Below are 20,083 nucleotides of genomic sequence, written 5' to 3'. Positions count from 1 at the left end.
AAAGGTTCTGGTGTACCTAACCGTGATAAAGTAGCAAAAGTAGGTCGCGATAAAGTTCGTGAAATTGCTGAATTGAAAATGCCTGACTTGAATGCTAATACCGTAGAACAAGGTATGCGCATGGTGGAAGGTACTGCTCGCAGCATGGGCATTGAAATCGTTGACTAATAAGCGTACGACTTGCGCATAAGGCGCAAATCGGTGGGAGGGAATTCCCGTTTGACCACATAAGGAGGATATTATAATGGCAAAAGTAGGTAAGAAATACGCTGAAGCAGTAAAACTTATTGAAGCTGGTAAATTCTACGAACCAGTAGAAGCAATTGAGTTGGTTAAGAAAACTGCAACTGCAAATTTCGATGAAACAGTTGAAATTGCTTTCAACTTGAATGTCGACCCTAAATACGCTGATCAACAAGTTCGTGGTGCAGTAGTATTGCCTCATGGTACTGGCAAAACTAAACGCGTTCTTGTATTCGCAAAAGGCGACAATATTAAGGCAGCTGAAGAAGCTGGTGCAGATTTCGTAGGTTCTGAAGAGTTAGTAGCTAAAATCCAAGGTGGTTGGAGTGACTTCGACGTAGTAGTTGCTACACCAGACATGATGGGTCAAGTTGGCCGTCTTGGTAAAATTTTGGGCCCTAAAGGCTTGATGCCAAACCCTAAAGTTGGTACAGTAACTCCAGACGTTGCTCGTGCAGTAAACGAAATCAAAGCTGGTAAAATCGAATATCGTACTGATAAAGCAGGTATTATCTCTTGCTCTATCGGTAAAGCATCTTTCGATGAAGAAAAATTACTTGACAACTACCGTACAATCGTTGATACTATTATCAAGGCTAAACCTGTAGCAGCTAAAGGTCAATACATTAAATCTGTAACCTTGTCCGCTACAATGGGCCCTGGTGTACCTTTGAACGTGTTCAAATTGAGCACTGTTTCCAAAGAGCAATAATTATATATGTCTCTTAGCTGTAGACGGCTGGTATGTATAATGGATGAAAATCCGCCCGCTGAGGCTGACACTAGAACAACCTAGGACTAGTTACGACCTCATCGCGTGCGATGGGGTCGTTTTTACGCTAAGATAGTACATAGAGCACCAAAAAAATCTACAAGGAGGTAATCTAATGGCTGTCACTGAATCAAAAAAAGCAATTGTTGCTCAAATGAAAGAAACTCTTTCTGAAGCAAAAGGTGCTGTATTGATTGGTTACTCTGGTTTAACTGTTGCGCAAGCAACTGATCTTCGTCGCAAAATGTTGGCTGAAGGTGTTGAATACAAAGTAATCAAAAATACTTTGACTCGTATCGCTGCAAACGAATTGAATCTTGAAGGTTTCGCTGAGCATTTAGAAGGCCCAACTGCGTTGGCTACTTCTAAAGATGATGCTGTTGCACCTGCTCGTGTAATCGAACAATTCATCAAAGCAACTGAAAAAGAAGTTGTAACAGTTAAAGCTGGTATCGTTGAAGGCGAAGTTATGGACGCTGCAGGCATTAAAGCAATTGCATCTCTTCCAAATCGCGAAGGTATGCTTTCCATGTTGCTTTCCGTATTGCAAGCTCCTGTTCGCAATGTTGCATACGCTGTCAAAGCTGTTGCAGAAGCAAAACCTGCAGAATAATATTTTTTGCAAAGTATTCGTTGGCCGCTTGAGGCTGGCACTATAAACTAATTTATGGAGGAAATCTAAAATGGCATTGAACATTGAAAACATCGTTGCTGAATTGAAAGAAGCAACAATCCTTGAACTTAATGATCTTGTAAAAGCAATCGAAGAAGAATTTGGCGTAACTGCAGCAGCTCCTGTAGCTGTAGCAGCTGCTGGTGGTGCTGAAGGCGGCGCTGCTAAAGATTCCTTCGACGTAATCTTGAAAGATGCTGGCGCATCTAAAATCAACGTAATTAAAGTTGTTCGTGAAGCAACTGGTCTTGGCTTGAAAGAAGCTAAAGCTATCGTTGACGGCGCTCCTGCACCTGTAAAAGAAGGCGTAGCTGCTGAAGCTGCTGAAGCTTTGAAAGCTCAATTAGAAGAAGCTGGCGCATCCGTAGAATTGAAATAATTCTAGCTATATTAAAGGCGTACCCTATGGGTACGCCTTTTTCTATTGGAGTTTATAAATTGATGCGAGTTTTGTTTTGTTAACTAATTTGGCTTTTGGATACGGTAATGTATTAGAGAAATCCTTATCATATTTTTTAGGAACGATGACATAGGCACCGCGATTATTTGATGTATTACTTAAAAATGTTTCTTTAGTTATTGTAGGCATTAATGTTTTGCCTTCGGTCCATATAGAATCATCAGTTGTATCTACGAAAACTTGGGTAGGTGTAGTGTCCATGTAATATACAATGGAAGTATAGTAACTGCCATATACATATATTGGTTTTGATGTATCTTCGATGAATGCTTTGAACTGTAAACCAGACTGATTAAACAATATTGGTGGTACTGTAATCGTAATAACTGAGTACAACGTAATTAGTGGAACTAAAGCATATATTGCTAGTTTGAAAAATGATGTTATGTAGTATCGACCGATTAAAATTATACATACTATAATAAAGGAACCAACGATTAATGGTTTATTATCAAGACTTTGATCAAAAGCTGTAGCAAATGTAAAAATCATGTAGTAAATACCTAGTGGTAGGGTAATTAAATAATTAAACTTTTTGAATGATTGAGTAAATTCACCGGTTTCTTTGTCAGTAACTAATTCACAAATTTTTACGGCCGCCCATATTATACAAGGGATAATGGCAGGTAATGTGTAGGTTAGATACTTGGTAGCTACTAGAGAGTAGAAGAGTACTATAACTATAAACCATATAATACCTAATAGATCAAAATCATCTTTCCAGTTAATATCTTTTAAATGATAGACTATTACAGGTGTCCATGGTAATAGTGAAAGGGGCACAATTAATAGATAGTAATACCATACATCAAATTTAGGATGCTCAGATACAAGGGCTCGATCTACATTGTGTAGACCCAAGAATCCGGAAATAAACTGCTCACCGTGTATGGAATACATAGCAATATACCAAGGGCTAGCTATCGCTATAAAGACTAATAGTCCGAAGGGATTAAATAGTAATTTTATATCCTTTGAAAGTTGATAGATTTCATCCTTTCTATGGATTGCGTAGCGTGCACATACATAAATAAGTAATATTAGACCAGGTAAGATGATGCCTATAGGTCCTTTGGTAATTACAGCTAAGGCCGCAGCAATGTAAGCTTTCACCATAGCTGACTTGTCATTGTTGGTAAATGCTAAATAACTATAGCCAAATATAGCTAAGGTGAAGAAAAATAAAAATCCATCGGTTATAACTGCATGAGATATGTACCAAAACTGTAGTGTACTCATTAATAAAATCGCACAAAGTACACCGGCAAAGGTGCTTTTAGACATGCGGTAAGTTATATGATACATTAGGGCCACACTAGCTCCCGCAACAAGTGTATTTGGTATACGAGATGTAAAGTCAGATATGCCAAATAGTTTGTACGTAATCATAAGTGCCCAATAGGTGAGCGGTGGTTTATCATACCATACGTGATCGTATATCATGGGGGATATCCATGAGTTATGTTTTAGCATGGTGATGGCGGAGAGAACATAATTGGACTCCACCGGATCAGTGATTGGCAAATAGGCATTATAAAAGCCGTAGCTCAAAACGGTTAATAAAAAGAGCGCACCTATGCGCAGCATGTGATTGTTAATCATAGTTACTCCTTACTTACATAGTTTATATTATTGTACTATAGGGCGTGTAATATTTAAACCAATCAAAGATAAAAACAGAGCCTTTATAAATATGGAGATAATATGGAGATAATTACAAAAAAATAATTATTTATGAAATAATATATTGTATAGAATATTGTTTATTCGGAATACATGAAATAACTTTTATGTATACAAAATACATGCTATAATGAGCGCATAAGATAAAACCGTTTCATTAAACTATCATCTAATATATGAAATAGTGGAAAGAGGATCTATTATGAGAAAAGAACATGATTTCCTAGGTGAATTAGAAGTAGCGGATGAGTTATATTATGGTGTGCAAACGATTCGTGCCTTAGAAAACTTCCATATTACAGGGAAACATTTAGACCAAGATTTTATTAAAGCTCTAGCGATGGTAAAAAAAGCATCTGCTTTAGCTAATATGAAAACAGGTCGTCTCAATGTATCTATCGGTAAAGCGATTGTTCAAGCCGCTGATGAAGTTATTGCAGGTGAATTTGCTGACCAATTTCCTGTTGATCCTATTCAAGGCGGTGCTGGTACTTCTGTAAATATGAACATGAACGAAGTATTGGCAAATCGTGCTTGTGAAATTTTAGGTCATCCAAAAGGTAGCTATGATATTGTAAGTCCTAACAACCATTGTAATATGGCGCAATCTACGAATGATGCGTTCCCAACAGCAATCAAGGTTTGTGCAATTTTAAAAACTAAACCTTTACTTGAAGCTTTGCAACGTCTTGTTGATGAGCTTGAGAAAAAAGCTGAAGAATATAGTGAAATTTTAAAAATGGGGCGTACTCATTTACAAGATGCGGTGCCTATTACATTGGGACAAGAGATGGGTGCTTACGCATCTGGTATTCGTCGTGGTATTAAACGTATTAAATCTGCCGTTGAAGGTGCACATGTAATTAACATGGGGGCCACTGCAGTTGGTACAGGCCTTAATGCTGAACCTAATTATATTCATGATGTAGCGTACGAATTAAGCGAAGTAGTAGGCGAACCGTTCTACACTGCGGAGAACTTAATCGATGCCACAAACAATACAGATGTATTTGCTGATATTTCTAGCGGTTTGAAGGTAACTGCACTTGTGTTGATTAAGATGGCAAATGATTTCCGCTTAATGGCATCTGGCCCTCGCTGTGGCATTGGTGAATTAAAATTGCCTGCCCGTCAACCAGGCTCCTCTATCATGCCAGGAAAAGTAAATCCTGTTATCGCTGAAGTATTGAATCAAGTGTGTTACCAAGTTATCGGTAATGACCTTACTATTACATTAGCTGTAGAAAATGGTCAATTCGAGTTAAATGTTATGGAACCTGTATTGGCATACAACTTGTTCAATAACCTTTGCTACCTCAAAAACGGTGTAAATACATTCGTTGATAAATTGCTTGTTGATCTTGAAGTAGACCGTGAACAATGCGAGTACTGGTTGAATCGTTCCGTTGGTATCGTAACAGCATTGTTGCCACATCTTGGCTATGAAACAGCTTCTGCATTGGCGAAAGAAGCGTATGAAACAGGTCGAGCTATTCGCGATATCATCTTGGATCAAGGTTTATTGACTGAGGATGAAATTAATCATATTCTTTCTCCTAAAGAAATGACTCGCCCTGGTATCGCTGGTGCGAATCTTTTAAAACAAAAAGGCAACTAATTTATGGTTCTCTTTTGATACATGAATAAAGCATGAAAATAAAAGACTGTCAACCCTTTTGGTTGACAGTCTTTTTTAATACTGATAGAATTATATATTGCAAAAGTAGCGTTTTCTGCTTTTGGATGTAAAAACTATAACACAAATAGTGATGAGGTTTTCTTCCAAGGTTGTGCTTGGTTAATGGGAAGCAAGGTTATTTTAAAAATGAAATGGACCTTGCTTTATTTGACGTTGCCCGAGCAGGAAAACTGAGACCTGTAAGATGTCTTTTTCATGCCGTTATAGAAAATGGTAGACCAGTGTGTTTTGATAGGGGTGAAAGCAAATATGTTCAAACCTGAACAGGTAGGCAAACGAACTCGTTATACGTACGCTAAAATTAACGAAGTTATCAAGATGCCGCATTTATTGGACATTCAACGTAAATCGTATGAGTGGTTCTTGGAGAGTGGTTTACAAAATATTTTCAACGATATTTCTCCGATTAAAGACAATTCAGGTAATCTAGTACTTTCTTTTGAAGGTTTCAGCTTAGGTGAACCTAAGTATGATATTAATGAATGTAAAAACCGTGATGCTACTTACGCAGCACCACTTCGTGTAAATATTCGCTTGGTAAATAATGATCCAGAAAATATGGACATTAAAGAACAAGAAGTATTCATGGGCGATTTCCCATTGATGACAGATACAGGTACTTTCATCATCAATGGTGCAGAACGTGTTATCGTATCCCAATTAGTACGTTCTCCAGGCGTTTACTACAATAAAGAAATCGATACAATGGGTAACCGTTTGTATGATTCCACAGTTATTCCTAACCGTGGTGCATGGATTGAACTTGAAACAGATGCTAGTGAAGTGGTAGCTGTTCGTATTGACCGTAACCGTAAATTACCAGCTACTGTATTGGTACGTGCATTAGGTTGGGATACGAATGAAAGTATCCTCGACCTCTTCTGGAATGGTAAAACTGATGAGGATGGTTTACCAGTATATGATGAACGCATCGTTCGTACATTAGAAAAAGATACAACTCAATCTGCTGATGAAGCATTGGTTGAAATCTATAAAAAATTACGTCCAGGTGAGCCTCCTACTGTAGAGTCTGCTCGCAACTTGTTCGATAACTTGTTCTTCGATGCACGCCGTTATGACTTAGCGCGCGTTGGTCGTTATAAATTGAACAAAAAACTTGGCTGGCGCCAACGTATGTTGGGTCAAACATTGGCTCAACCAATTGTAGATCCAGAAACTGGCGAAATTATCCTTGATGCAGGCGTACAAGTTGGGGAAGAACAACTTGATATCGTTGCTAATAGCCATGTTTTCGATGGTGAAGGTTTTGCTGAATTCTATATCGTAAATAATGATGGTGTAGAGTCTAAAGTTATCTGTAATAACTGCAACTTACCATATGATCACCGTACAGTAACACGTGAAGACATGATCGCTAACATTTCTTACTTGCTCAACCTTATGGATGGTGCAGGTCATACAGATGATATCGACCACTTGGGTAACCGTCGCCTTCGTTGCGTAGGCGAATTGTTGCAAAACCAATTCCGTATCGGTTTAACTCGTATGGAACGTGTTGTTCGTGAGCGCATGACCATTCAAGAAACTGAATCCATTACACCTCAAGCGTTGATCAATATTCGCCCTGTAGTGGCAGCTATCAAAGAATTCTTTGGTTCTTCTCAATTGTCTCAGTTCATGGACCAAACAAACCCATTGGCAGAATTGACTCACAAACGTCGTCTTTCTGCCCTTGGCCCTGGCGGCTTGTCTCGTGAGCGTGCAGGTTTCGAAGTTCGTGACGTGCATCATTCTCACTATGGTCGTATGTGTCCTATTGAAACTCCAGAAGGTCCAAACATTGGCTTGATTAACTCCTTGTCCAACTATGCAAAGGTAAACGAATTTGGCTTCATCGAAGCACCATACCGTAAAGTAGAAAAAGTGTATGGTAAAGGCAAGGATGCTGATAAAGTTGTTAAAGTGCGCGTATCTGATAGCGTAGTATACATGACCGCTGATGAAGAAGAAGGCATGACAATTGCCCAAGCAAACTCTCCGCTTGATGCAGAGGGGTACTTCACAACTGAACATGTTGCTTGTCGTCGTGGTCATGATGTATTGGAAGTTACACCAGATAAGGTTGATTATATGGACGTTAGTCCAAAAGAAGTTGTATCTATTGGTACAGCTATGATTCCATTCCTTGAAAATGACGATGCTAACCGTGCCTTGATGGGCGCGAACATGCAACGTCAAGCGGTACCACTTTTGCGCGCTCAAGCACCACTTGTTGGTACAGGTATGGAATATACAGCAGCTACTGACTCTGGTGTTTGCGTATTGGCGCGTGAAGCAGGTAAAGTTGTACGTTGTTGGGGTAATGAAATCCACGTTCTTCGTGATAGCGATGGTCGTGTTGATACATACCATTTGAATAAATTCCTTCGTTCTAATCAATCCACGTGCTTTAACCAAAAACCAATCGTCAATCGTGGGGACCATGTTGTAAAAGGCCAAGTATTGGCTGATGGTCCTGCTACAGATGGCGGCGAATTGGCATTAGGTTATAACGTTCTTGTAGCGTTCATGCCTTGGGAAGGTTATAACTACGAAGATGCTATCTTGCTTAGTGAAGAACTCTGCAAAGAAGATATCTATACATCCATTCATATTGAAGAATACGAATGTGATGCTCGTGATACCAAATTAGGTGCTGAAGAAATTACTCGTGAGTTGCCTAATACAGGTGACGACACACTTAAAAACTTAGACGAAGATGGTATTATCTGCATTGGTGCAGAAGTACATCCTGGCGATATCCTTGTAGGTAAAGCTACTCCAAAAGGTGAAACTGAGCTTACTCCAGAAGAACGTTTGTTGCGTGCTATTTTTGGTGACAAAGAACGTGAAGTTCGCGATACTTCTTTGCGCGTGCCTCATGGCGAATCTGGTAAAGTTGTAGATGTAAAAGTCTTCACCCGTGAAAATGGCGACGAATTACAACCAGGCGTAAATAAACTTGTTCGCGTATATATCGCTCAAAAACGTAAGATTCATGAAGGCGATAAAATGGCGGGCCGTCATGGTAACAAAGGTGTCGTTTCTCGTGTTATGAGAAAAGAAGATATGCCATTCCTTCCAGATGGTACTCCAGTACAAATCGTATTGAACCCATTGGGCGTACCTTCTCGTATGAACATCGGTCAGGTTCTTGAAACTCATTTGGGGTGGGCTGTTCAAGGCTTAGGTATGAAAATCAAAGCTACAGACCTTCACATTCAAAACGTGTTGAAAGAAGCCCGTACTGATGCATCTTACTGGGAACAAATCGATGCAATCCGCGACCTTTATGCTCAAATTGAGGTATTGGAAGCGAAAGTTGCGGAAGATGTTACGGTAAATCATTTCGAAGAAAATGAGCAAATCATTGCTTTGAAAACTAAAATTTTAAAACATGTAGAAGCAGCAGCGCAAAAGAAATTGGATGCTATGGGTGGCGAAGCTCGTTACCAAGAGCTTAAAGCTATTGAAGCTAAATACAATGCACTTCATGTAGAATTCTTTGATTCTGAAGAAGAGGCTCCTGAAATGGATCCTGCGCTTGTAGAAGAATTAGAGGCAATTAGCAAAGTCAAGAATACTCTTAACAACATTCACTCTGCTGAAGAAAAACGCGTTGAAATTCGCAAAGAGTTGGAAAGCCTTGGCTATGATTTTGACAAATATGGCATGCCAAAACCAGATGTAGCAGGTATTCATATTGCTACACCTGTATTTGATGGTGCTCACGAAAAGGACGTATTCGAAACATTGGCGATTGCAGGTCGTCCTGATGATGGTAAAACTGTTCTATATGATGGTCGTACTGGTGAACCGATGGATAACCGCGTTACTGTTGGTTACGTTTACATGCTTAAACTCCATCATTTGGTTGATGACAAAATCCATGCTCGTTCTACAGGTCCGTACTCCCTTGTTACACAACAACCTTTGGGCGGTAAAGCTCAGTTCGGTGGCCAACGTTTCGGGGAAATGGAAGTTTGGGCTCTAGAAGCATATGGCGCAGCCTATACCCTTCAAGAGCTATTAACTGTTAAGTCTGACGACGTTGTTGGTCGTGTGAAAGCATACGAAAAAATCGTTAAAGGCGAAAACATCCCTGAACCAGGTGTACCTGAGTCCTTCAAGGTATTGCTTAAAGAACTTCAAAGTATCGGTCTCGATGTAAAAATCTTGAACGAAGATCAAGAAGAAGTTGTTATGAAAGAACTTGAGGACGAAGATGAGGTGGTAGAAACTGGTATTGAAGAAGTTATGGAAGGCAGTGCTGTAGAAACTGATGAAGTAACTGTAGTAGAACCAGAAGTAGAGGAAGAGGAAGACTTACCAGCTGATAATGGCGGTGAAGATGATATCCTTAGCCAATTGGCGTACCCAATGGGCGACTCCTCTAACGATGAAGACTAAAACTATCTATAAGGAAGGGAGCGATAGTAGTGCTAGACGTAAATGAATTCGATTCCATGCGAATCGGTTTAGCCTCTCCAGAGCAGATTTTATCCTGGTCTCATGGGGAAGTTAAGAAACCTGAAACAATTAACTACCGTACGTTGAAGCCAGAACGTGATGGTCTATTCTGTGAACGCATTTTTGGACCAACAAAGGACTGGGAATGTCACTGCGGCAAATATAAACGCATCCGCCATAAGGGCGTAGTCTGCGACAAATGTGGTGTAGAGGTTACCCGTGCGAAAGTACGTCGTGAACGTATGGGCCATATTCAATTGGCTACTCCTGTATCTCACATTTGGTACTTCAAAGGAATCCCATCCCGTATGGGTCTTATCCTTGACATATCACCACGTTCTTTGGAACGCGTATTATACTTTGCTTCCTACATCGTAGTAGATCCAGCTGGTACACCATTGACAAAACGTCAATTGTTGTCCGAGCAAGAATACCGCGAATACGAAGCTCAATTTAATGAAGACGGTTATACTATCGGTGGTAAATCCGTCGTAATCGAAACAGTGGCTCAACGTAATGAACGTTTAGCTATTGTTCGTGAAGCACAACGCAAAGAGCGCTATAATGCGGCTCTTCGTGATGATGCAACAATACCAGAAGCTGATAAGGAATACGAAGAATTAACTCGCGAAGAACGCTATGAGTTAGGCGCTGCTGAAGAGGTTCTCTTCGCATGTATCGACATGGGTGCTGAAGCGGTAAAAGCTCTCTTATCAGAACTTGATCTTGAAGCATTGAATGCCGAATTGCGCGAAGAGTTGAACACTGCTAGTGGTCAACGTAAAATCCGTGCAGTTCGTCGTTTGGAAGTAGTAGAAGCATTCCGTCAATCTGGGAACCGTCCAGAATGGATGATTATGGACATCGTTCCTGTAATCCCACCTGAATTGCGTCCTATGGTCCAATTAGATGGTGGCCGTTTTGCTACATCTGACCTCAACGATTTATACCGTCGTGTTATCAACCGTAACAACCGTTTGAAACGTTTACTCGACTTGGGTGCTCCTGATATCATCGTGCGCAACGAAAAACGCATGCTTCAAGAAGCGGTTGATGCATTGATTGATAATGGTCGTCGCGGTCGTCCTGTTACAGGTCCTGGTAACCGCCCATTGAAATCCTTGTCCGACATGCTTAAAGGTAAACAAGGTCGTTTCCGTCAAAACTTGCTCGGTAAACGTGTTGACTACTCCGGTCGTTCCGTAATCGTAGTAGGTCCTGAACTTAAAATGCACCAATGTGGTTTGCCAAAAGAGATGGCATTAGAATTGTTCAAACCATTCGTTATGAAACGTTTGGTAGAACGCGGTCAAGCATCCAACATCAAGGCTGCTAAACGCCAAGTTGAAAGAATTGGCCCTGGCGTGTGGGAATCCTTGGAAGAGGTAATTAAAGAACATCCAGTTCTCTTGAACCGTGCCCCTACATTGCATAGACTTGGTATCCAAGCCTTCGAACCAATCCTTTGGGAAGGTCGTGCTATCAAATTGCATCCATTAGTATGTACAGCCTTCAATGCCGACTTTGACGGTGACCAAATGGCGTGTCACTTACCATTGTCCGTAGAAGCACAAGCGGAAGCTCGTACATTGATGCTTTCTAGCCATAATATTTTGTCTACTAAGGACGGCAAGCCAGTAGCAGTACCTTCTCAAGATATGATCTTAGGTACATACTACCTAACAGTTGTACGCGAAGATACTCGTGATAAAGCAAAAACATTTGCTACCTATGATGAAGTTATGCTTGCCTATGAGTCTCATATCATTGGTTTGCAAGATATTCTTTATATCCGTTTACCTGATCATGGCCGTGTAGAAACAACAGCAGGTCGCTTGATCTTCAACAATGCTTTATTCCCAGAATTGTGGCAATACGAGAAACGTGAAGATGGCACTTACTCTTTAGGTAAGGTTATGGATAAGAAAACAGTTGGTAAATTGGTTGATCAATGTTTCCAATTGTTTGGTAATGAAAAAACAGCAGAACTATTGGACCGCATCAAGTCCTTGGGTTACTCCTTCGCTCGTCGCGCAGGTATGACGGTAGCTATTGCTGATATTAAAGTACCAGAAGTTAAAACTAGTTTGTTAGATACAGCGGAACAAGAGGTAGAAAAAGTATCTCGTATGTACCGTCGTGGTCTTATTACAGAAGAAGAACGTTATCGTAAAACTATCCAATTATGGACAAAGGCAACAGAAGATGTTACCGATGCGATGATGGATAATATGGCGTGCGATAAAGACGGCTTTAACCCTGTTTACATGATGGCTATCTCTGGTGCCCGTGGTAATAAACAACAGATTCGTCAGCTTGCTGGTATGCGTGGTTTGATGGCCGATCCATCTGGTCGAATCATTGACTTGCCAATTAAAGCAAACTTTAAAGAAGGCTTGACTGTATTGGATTACTTTACATCCTCTCATGGTGCTCGTAAAGGTTTGGCCGATACAGCGCTTCGTACAGCTGACTCTGGTTACTTGACACGTCGTCTCGTTGACGTATCTCAAGACGTAATCGTTCGTGAGGACGATTGTGACGTTGTAGGTATCGATCTCGTTCGAGAACGTGCTCGCTTGGCTACATCCCCACGTCAAGCATTAGAATTGCTTAAAGATAAACTTATTGGTCGCGTTTTAGATAAAGATGTTGTGAATGCTGAAACAGGGGAACTTGTTGTACCAGCTGAAACTATCTTGGATGAACAATGCTTGGCAGATATTGCTGAAGCTGGTGTTACATCTATCGCATTGCGCGGTGCACACTTGGGCTCTGATAGCGATATTAATCATACTAACTTGGTTCAAAAAATTATTCTTGGTGAAAGCGACGATAGTATCCGTGCAACATTGAAAGAAACTATGGTTCAAAATATGTTGAACAAGGATACTGTACAAGCAATCGTTGACAGCGAAGGTGTAGAAATCTTCCCAGCTGATACACGTCTTACAGAAGAAGGCATCGAAGCTATCCTTAACTCCGATGTAAAAGAAGTACAAGTACGGAACAATGAAATCCACGGTATTGAAGTGGAAGCTATCGTTGAAGGTACTGGTGTTATCGAGCCATTAAAAGACCGTATTGTAGGTCGTATTGCAGCTGAAGAATTAGTTAACAAGGAAACTGGCGAAGTTATCGTTCCTCTTAATGGTGAAATCACAGAGGCGTTAGCTGATGAAGTTGTAAAACACTATGAAACAGTAAAAATCCGTTCCGTATTGACTTGTCGTAGCCCATATGGCGTATGTCGTAAGTGCTATGGTCGTGATCTAGGAACTGGCAACCAAGTTCAAGTTGGTGAAGCTGTAGGTATCATTGCAGCACAATCCATCGGTGAACCTGGTACTCAGTTGACAATGCGTACGTTCCATACTGGTGGTGTCGCAGGTGACGATATTACACAAGGTTTGCCACGTGTCGAAGAATTGTTCGAAGCTCGTAAACCAAAACGTAATGCTATCATTGCCGAAAACGAAGGTACAGTTCGCGTTGTGCCTAATGAAGGTAAGAAAGGTACGAACACTATCTTTATTACTGGTGAAGATGGTATTGAACTTGATTACCTCATTCCTTACGGCTCCCGCATTATCGTTAAAGACGGTGACGTGGTATCCTTGGGCGCTCGTTTGACAGAAGGCTCCATCAATCCTCATGACATTATGCGTGTCATGGGTACTGAAGCAACTCAACGTTACCTCGTATACGAAGTACAAAAAGTATACAAATCCCAAGGTGTAGAAATTAACGATAAACATATCGAAGTTATCGTTCGTCAAATGCTTCATAAAGTTAAAATTGAAACAGCTGGCGATGCGGATATGCTTCCAGGGGATATGGTGGACGTTAATACCTTTGACGAAGAAAACCGTCGTCTTACCCTCAATGGTCGTGAAAATGCTACAGGCAAACGCACGCTATTGGGTATTACGAAAGCCGCTTTGGCAACGGACTCCTTCTTGTCCGCTGCGTCCTTCCAAGAAACAACACGTGTTCTTACCGACGCTGCTATCAAGGGTAAAATCGATCCATTATTGGGCTTGAAAGAAAACGTAATTATCGGTAAGTTGATTCCTGCTGGTACAGGCATGAGTCGTTACCGTAAGATTGAAGTTGTAAAAAATACACCTGAAATCATTGATATTACGGAAGAGGTTATGTCTGAAGATTAATTGCTTCGGAGCGGCCGTTAGGCTATATTAATTGTATAGACTTGTTGCATTATTGATACTGTGCGACAGAATAAAAAAGGGTGCACCTGCGGGGTGCACCCTTTTGTTATAGGCATATATCGATTTTTGAGCTATAAAAACTACTCAGCTGCTTCTTCCGCGTCATGAGACATGATGTCATAACCGACGTCATCCGATAAAGTAAGATATCGTTCGTACTGACGAATGATATCGGTAATGATATCCTCCCGTGTCATATACTGCGCATCGTATCCGGCGCGTCCGTCACTGAAATATGTCATAGGAATTGCGTTGGTACTTTCAGTAATGTGAGGAATGTTAGGATCTTCGATGAGATGATCCGATACCTCTTGCGTAACGAGTTTGATGCCATAGGTAAAGTTGCGCATTGATTCTTTTTCGATGGTTAACTCTACGGAGGCGTCGTTACCATTGAAATGTTTGTCAATTCTCGTAGTTAATCCGTACTCTTCGGTTAATTCTTTATTGAGCTGATACATAGCAGGCAATGCTGTTGTTTTCATAAAGGAAATAACATCTTCCGATTGCGTTTGGTTGAGTATTTTGGCAAGACCTTGTTTCCAGTTCTTGCTGTCCCAGTAGATGGATGTGGTTGAAAGTTTTGTGTTAAAGTATTGCGTATCTGTTAATAATCCTTGCCATAAGCTGTAGCACATGATAACCATCAAGGCTGCAAATGGTAAGGCGAGAATGAGCGTTACCGATTGTAGTACATTAAGCCCACCAATGCTGAGCAAACTGATGGCAAGAAAGGACATTACAGAGCCCCACATTAAGCATTGCCACTTTGGAGATGAAGTGGATTTATCATAGGCCGCAATATTATTTAACACATAAATGCCTGAATCGGCAGATGTGATAAAAAATAATGCTAATACGATAATTGATAGAAGACTAGTTAAACTGGATAATGGTAAATATTCAAGGAATGCAAAGAGTAGTTGTTCTGGTTTATCGGTTAATGCACCGAGTGCACCGTTTGCTACTGTTTCATCGATATAAATTGCAGTATTACCAAAGATAGTAAACCAAACGATAGTAAAAACAGTTGGAATAATGAGTACCCCAAAGATGAACTCTCGAATAGTCCTACCTTTTGAAATACGCGCAATGAACATGCCCACAAATGGTGCCCAAGATAACCACCAAGCCCAGAATAGTATGGTCCAGCTGAAGAACCATGGACGGGTTTCTGGTGTATAGATAGATGTATAGAAGCTTTGCCCTAAAATATGTGATAGATAGTATCCAAAGTTTTCTACCATTGTATTTAATAGGAGTAATGTAGGACCTGCACAGAGTACAAAAAGCATTAAGACTAATGCAACAGATATATTAATTTCGCTGAGCAGCTTAACGCCTTTATCAATACCTGTAACAGCAGATAGAACGGCAATGGACATAATGATGATAATGATGACCGTTTGGGCGGAAAAGTCATTAGTGGAGATGATATCAATATATAGGAACCCTGCACCTAGTTGGGCCGCACCAAATCCTAAGGTGGTTACGATACCTAATAAAGTTACACAAAGTGCGATGATATCGATAATGTGCCCTCGTGGGCCATTGATCTTATCCTTCCACAGCGGATAGAAACATGAACGTAGTGATAAAGGCAACTTATAGCGAAAACCAAAATACGCTAATGCTAAAGCCATAATTCCGTATACCGTCCATGCATTGATGCCCCAGTGGAAGATGGAGCGGAATAACGCTTCCTTGGCGCTAGGAGCACCATCGACTAAGCCTACAGCGGAGTGATAATGTGAGAGCGGTTCAGCAGTACCGAAGAACATGAGACCTACACCAGTACCTGCCGCAAATAACATGGCGAGCCAAGCTGTATAAGAGAATTCCGCTTCTTCATCGTCGCTACCAAGTTTGATGTCCCCTAGCGAACTAAGTGCAAGAAAGATATTGAAGATAAAGAAGAGACTTATGAATAAAACATAAAACCAGCTGAAATCTTCAAATATAATATCACGAACCCCTTGGAGGATCGTTTGAGAAATTTGCGGAATCAGAAGGGCACATAAGCTCAGCCCTAAGACGATAGACAAGCTACCTATAATTACAGGGGGATTAAAGTTTGAATAACGTTTAATGAGTTTAATCATATAATCTCCTTTCTTTAGTAACTTATAAATACAAATATTTGTTCTGTATTAATTTATATCATAATAAAATGGTGTTTATATTAATTTTGCATAATTGGTAAAAGAAAAAATAATAGTGAATGCATAGAATGATTATTTATACATAAAAATAATGATATATGAATAAAAAATCACTCTTCATTTATAATTTAAGATTGAATGAAACACACGGATGAGTGTACATATAAAATGCAGCTGTAGAGCGGTGTGTGACATTGGAAATTGTTTGACATGGACTGATGTAATTGATATACTTACATAGTGCTTTAGGCGAGGTATGCCTAATGGGCATAATTTCGTAAGGAGAATTAGTACAATGGACATTGCCCATCTGAAGTCGGTGAACAAAACAATCGGTGCCAAGCAAACGTTGAAACAAATTGCTAAAGGTGCTGTGAAGTACGTGTTCCTGGGTTGTGATAGTGATGAACGTGTGGTACAGCCTTTACGGATTGCTTGTGAAGAACAGGGAATACCTGTGAATGACGAGCACACCATGGATGATCTCGGTCGTGCGTGTCGCATTAAGGTGCGGGCCACAGCTGTAGGCGTCCTACGTTAATCTTGGTAATATCCGATGTAACATTTTGTTATGACGGATCAATTATAAATCTCAAATTTGGAAAGGAGGTGCCCAAATGCCAACAATTAATCAGCTAGTACGCAAAGGCCGCATGAGTTTGACTAAAAAATCTACAGCTCCTGCCCTTCAAGAATCTCCACAAAAACGTGGTGTATGTACTCGTGTGTACACAGCTACTCCAAAGAAACCAAACTCCGCGCTTCGTAAAGTTGCCCGTGTACGTTTGACAAACGCTATTGAAGTAACTGCTTACATCCCAGGCATTGGTCACAATTTACAAGAACACAGTGTTGTACTTATCAGAGGCGGTCGTGTAAAAGACCTTCCAGGTGTGCGTTATCACATCGTTCGTGGTGCATTGGATACAGCTGGCGTACAAAATCGTATGCAAAGTCGTTCCAAATACGGCGCGAAAAAAGCTAAAAAATAATTTTAGCCATTAAACGAAATTAACACACATCATTATAAAGGAGGAATTGAACATGCCAAGAAAAGGCCCTGTTCCGAAACGTGATGTACTTCCAGATCCGGTGTACAACAGCAAATTAGTAACACGTTTCATTAACAAAGTTATGTACGATGGTAAAAAAGGCATTGCTGAAACTATCGTATATGATGCATTCGAAATTATTCGTTCCAAAATGGGTCAAGACCCAATGGAAGTTTTTGATCAAGCATTGAAAAATGTTATGCCTGTACTTGAAGTACGTGCTCGCCGTATCGGTGGTGCGAACTATCAAGTGCCAGTTGAAGTTCGTGCTGATCGCCGTCAAACCCTCGGTATTCGTTGGGTTGTAAATTATGCTCGTCTTCGTGGTGAACGCACTATGAAAGAACGTTTGGCAGGCGAATTGATGGACGCTTTCAACAATGCAGGCGCTGCAATCAAGAAAAAAGAAGATACTCATAAAATGGCAGAAGCTAATAAAGCGTTTGCTCATTATCGTTGGTAATAAGAGGTGACAACTGTGGCAAGAGAGTTTTCCTTAGCAAAAACTCGTAATATCGGTATCATGGCTCACATCGATGCTGGTAAAACAACAACTACAGAACGTATCCTCTACTATACAGGTATCGTTCACAAGATCGGCGAAGTACATGAAGGCGCTGCTACGATGGACTGGATGGAGCAAGAGCAAGAACGTGGTATCACAATCACTTCTGCTGCAACAACTTGTCAATGGAAAGAACATCGTATCAATATCATCGATACTCCTGGTCACGTTGACTTTACTGTAGAAGTAGAACGTTCTCTACGTGTACTTGACGGTTCTGTTGCGGTGTTCAGTGCTAAAGGTGGCGTTGAACCTCAATCCGAAACAGTATGGCGTCAGGCTTCTAACTACGGCGTACCTCGTATCGCTTATGTAAATAAGATGGATACTGTAGGTGCTGACTTCTTCAACGTAGTTGACATGATGAAAGCTCGTTTGGGTGCAAATTCCGTAGCTATCCAAGTACCAATCGGTGCTGAAGATACTTTCGAAGGCATCATTGACTTGATGACTATGAAAGCGGAAATTTATAAATCCGATGACGGTAAAGAATATGAAATCACTGATATCCCTGCTGAATATCAAGAAGTAGCAGAAGCTCGTCGCGAAATGATGATCGATGCTATCGCTGAAACAGATGATGATATCATGATGAAATATTTGGAAGGCGAAGAAATTTCTGTGGAAGAATTGAAAGCGGCATTGCGTAAAGCTGTTATTGCTAACCAATTATTCCCAGTTCTTTGTGGTTCTTCCTATAAAAATAAAGGTGTTCAAATGTTATTGGATGCTGTTATCGATTACATGCCAGCTCCAATCGACATCCCACCTATTAAAGGTGTTGTTCCTGGTACTGAAGAAGAAACAACTCGTCCTTCTTCCGACGAAGAGCCATTCTCCGCATTGGCATTCAAAATCATGGCTGACCCTTATGTTGGTAAATTAGCGTTCTTCCGTGTGTACTCCGGTACATTGGAGTCCGGTTCTTACGTTTTCAACTCCACTAAAGGTAAAAAAGAACGTATCGGTCGTATTCTTCAAATGCACGCTAACTCCCGTAAAGAAATCGAACGCGTATATTCTGGTGACATCGCTGCGGCGGTTGGCTTAAAGGATACTACTACAGGCGACACATTGTGTGATGAAAAATCCCCTGTAATTCTTGAGTCCATGGAATTCCCTGAACCAGTTATCTCCGTTGCTGTTGAACCTAAAACAAAAGCTGACCAAGAAAAAATGGGTACAGCTCTTGCTCGTTTGGCAGAAGAAGATCCTACTTTCAAAGTTCGTACTGATGAAGAAACAGGTCAAACTATTATCTCCGGTATGGGCGAACTTCACTTGGATATCATCGTTGACCGTATGAACCGTGAATTCAAAGTAGATTGTAACGTAGGTAAACCTCAAGTAGCATACCGCGAAACTATCCGTAAAGCTGTTAAGGCTGAAGGTAAATTCGTACGTCAATCTGGTGGTCGTGGTCAATATGGTCACTGCTGGTTGGAATTGATTCCTCAAGAACCAGGTGCTGGCTTCGAGTTTGAAAACAAGGTTGTAGGTGGTGCGATTCCTCGTGAATACATCGGACCTGTTGAAAGCGGTGTTAAAGAAGCTATGGAATCCGGTGTTATCGCTGGGTACCCTATGGTTGATGTTAAAGTTATCGTATTTGATGGTTCCTACCATGACGTTGACTCCAACGAAATGGCCTTCAAAATTGCTGGTTCTATGGGTTTCAAAGAAGGTGCTCGCAAAGCAGATCCTGCATTGCTTGAACCATACATGGCTGTAGAAGTAGACGTTCCTGAAGAATATATGGGCGACGTTATCGGTGACTTGAACTCTCGTCGTGGTCGCATGGACGGCATGGAAGCTCGTAATGGTTCCCAACATATCAAAGCATATGTTCCATTGAGCGAAATGTTCGGTTACGCAACTGACCTTCGTTCCAAAACGCAAGGCCGTGGTAACTACTCCATGACATTCGATCATTACGAAGAAGTTCCTAAGAAAATTGCTGAAGAAATTCAAGCAAAGAAAAACGGTTAATCTCATATTAGATTAATAGAATTACTATTTTCCTCGGAGGATAATTTAAAATGGCAAAAGAAAAATTTGAACGTACGAAACCG

Annotated in this window: 13 protein-coding genes; 11 read left to right on the top strand and 2 right to left on the bottom strand. The window is 40.7% G+C overall.

Going from position 1 to position 20,083, the window contains the following annotated elements; all coding sequences use genetic code 11:
- The 4 genes from HMPREF1865_RS06155 to rplL all read left to right on the top strand — a co-directional run.
- Positions 1 to 168 (top strand): uL11 family ribosomal protein (locus HMPREF1865_RS06155; RefSeq protein ID WP_462218734.1); only part of this gene is annotated, 168 nt, incomplete at its 5' end.
- A gap of 76 nt (positions 169 to 244) precedes the next feature.
- Positions 245 to 955, top strand: a complete 711-nt coding sequence (gene rplA, locus HMPREF1865_RS06150; RefSeq protein ID WP_004693536.1) for a 50S ribosomal protein L1 — start codon at positions 245 to 247, stop codon at positions 953 to 955.
- Between the two features lie 175 nt (positions 956 to 1,130).
- Entirely contained in the window at positions 1,131 to 1,628 is a 498-nt protein-coding gene (rplJ, locus tag HMPREF1865_RS06145; RefSeq protein WP_004693539.1) for a 50S ribosomal protein L10, read from the top strand.
- Positions 1,629 to 1,698: 70 nt separating this feature from the next.
- On the top strand, positions 1,699 to 2,067 hold the full coding sequence (gene rplL / locus HMPREF1865_RS06140; RefSeq protein WP_004693540.1) for a 50S ribosomal protein L7/L12: 369 nt from the start codon (positions 1,699 to 1,701) through the stop codon (positions 2,065 to 2,067).
- A gap of 42 nt (positions 2,068 to 2,109) precedes the next feature.
- On the opposite strand, the gene HMPREF1865_RS06135 is transcribed toward rplL, so the two are convergent.
- Positions 2,110 to 3,750, bottom strand: coding sequence for an ArnT family glycosyltransferase (locus HMPREF1865_RS06135; RefSeq protein WP_060919553.1), 1,641 nt, complete (start codon positions 3,748 to 3,750; stop codon positions 2,110 to 2,112).
- Between the two features lie 283 nt (positions 3,751 to 4,033).
- Here HMPREF1865_RS06135 and HMPREF1865_RS06130 point away from each other — a divergent pair, with 283 nt between their 5' ends.
- The 3 genes from HMPREF1865_RS06130 (at position 4,034) to rpoC (ending at position 14,172) form a co-directional block, all read left to right on the top strand.
- Positions 4,034 to 5,449, top strand: coding sequence for an aspartate ammonia-lyase (locus tag HMPREF1865_RS06130; protein ID WP_004693544.1), 1,416 nt, complete (start codon positions 4,034 to 4,036; stop codon positions 5,447 to 5,449).
- A gap of 330 nt (positions 5,450 to 5,779) precedes the next feature.
- Positions 5,780 to 9,940 (top strand): DNA-directed RNA polymerase subunit beta, encoded by a 4,161-nt coding sequence (gene rpoB, locus HMPREF1865_RS06125; RefSeq protein WP_060919552.1) that lies wholly within the window; start codon positions 5,780 to 5,782, stop codon positions 9,938 to 9,940.
- 29 nt (positions 9,941 to 9,969) lie between these two features.
- The gene (gene rpoC, locus HMPREF1865_RS06120; RefSeq protein WP_004693548.1) at positions 9,970 to 14,172 is read left to right on the top strand and encodes a DNA-directed RNA polymerase subunit beta'; all 4,203 of its coding nucleotides are present in this window, start codon (positions 9,970 to 9,972) and stop codon (positions 14,170 to 14,172) included.
- A 140-nt stretch (positions 14,173 to 14,312) separates the two neighbouring features.
- Here the strand turns inward: rpoC and HMPREF1865_RS06115 are convergent, their stop codons facing one another.
- On the bottom strand, positions 14,313 to 16,334 hold the full coding sequence (locus HMPREF1865_RS06115; protein ID WP_060919551.1) for a BCCT family transporter: 2,022 nt from the start codon (positions 16,332 to 16,334) through the stop codon (positions 14,313 to 14,315).
- A 355-nt stretch (positions 16,335 to 16,689) separates the two neighbouring features.
- Between HMPREF1865_RS06115 and HMPREF1865_RS06110 the strand changes: the two genes are divergently transcribed.
- The 4 genes from HMPREF1865_RS06110 to fusA all read left to right on the top strand — a co-directional run bounded on the left by HMPREF1865_RS06110 (position 16,690) and on the right by fusA (position 20,000).
- Positions 16,690 to 16,935, top strand: a complete 246-nt coding sequence (locus HMPREF1865_RS06110) for a L7Ae/L30e/S12e/Gadd45 family ribosomal protein (RefSeq protein WP_060919550.1) — start codon at positions 16,690 to 16,692, stop codon at positions 16,933 to 16,935.
- A 76-nt stretch (positions 16,936 to 17,011) separates the two neighbouring features.
- The gene (gene rpsL / locus HMPREF1865_RS06105; protein ID WP_004693554.1) at positions 17,012 to 17,386 is read left to right on the top strand and encodes a 30S ribosomal protein S12; all 375 of its coding nucleotides are present in this window, start codon (positions 17,012 to 17,014) and stop codon (positions 17,384 to 17,386) included.
- Between the two features lie 52 nt (positions 17,387 to 17,438).
- Positions 17,439 to 17,909, top strand: a complete 471-nt coding sequence (gene rpsG / locus HMPREF1865_RS06100; RefSeq protein ID WP_004693556.1) for a 30S ribosomal protein S7 — start codon at positions 17,439 to 17,441, stop codon at positions 17,907 to 17,909.
- A 15-nt stretch (positions 17,910 to 17,924) separates the two neighbouring features.
- Entirely contained in the window at positions 17,925 to 20,000 is a 2,076-nt protein-coding gene (gene fusA / locus HMPREF1865_RS06095) for an elongation factor G (RefSeq protein ID WP_004693557.1), read from the top strand.
- Positions 20,001 to 20,083 lie beyond the last annotated feature (83 nt).

It is taken from the genome of Veillonella parvula (genome assembly GCF_001553335.1).
Taxonomy (GTDB): Bacteria; Bacillota; Negativicutes; order Veillonellales; family Veillonellaceae; genus Veillonella; species Veillonella parvula_S.
Note: the sequence above shows the minus strand (reverse complement) of the source record. Positions and strands in the feature narration are given on the sequence as shown.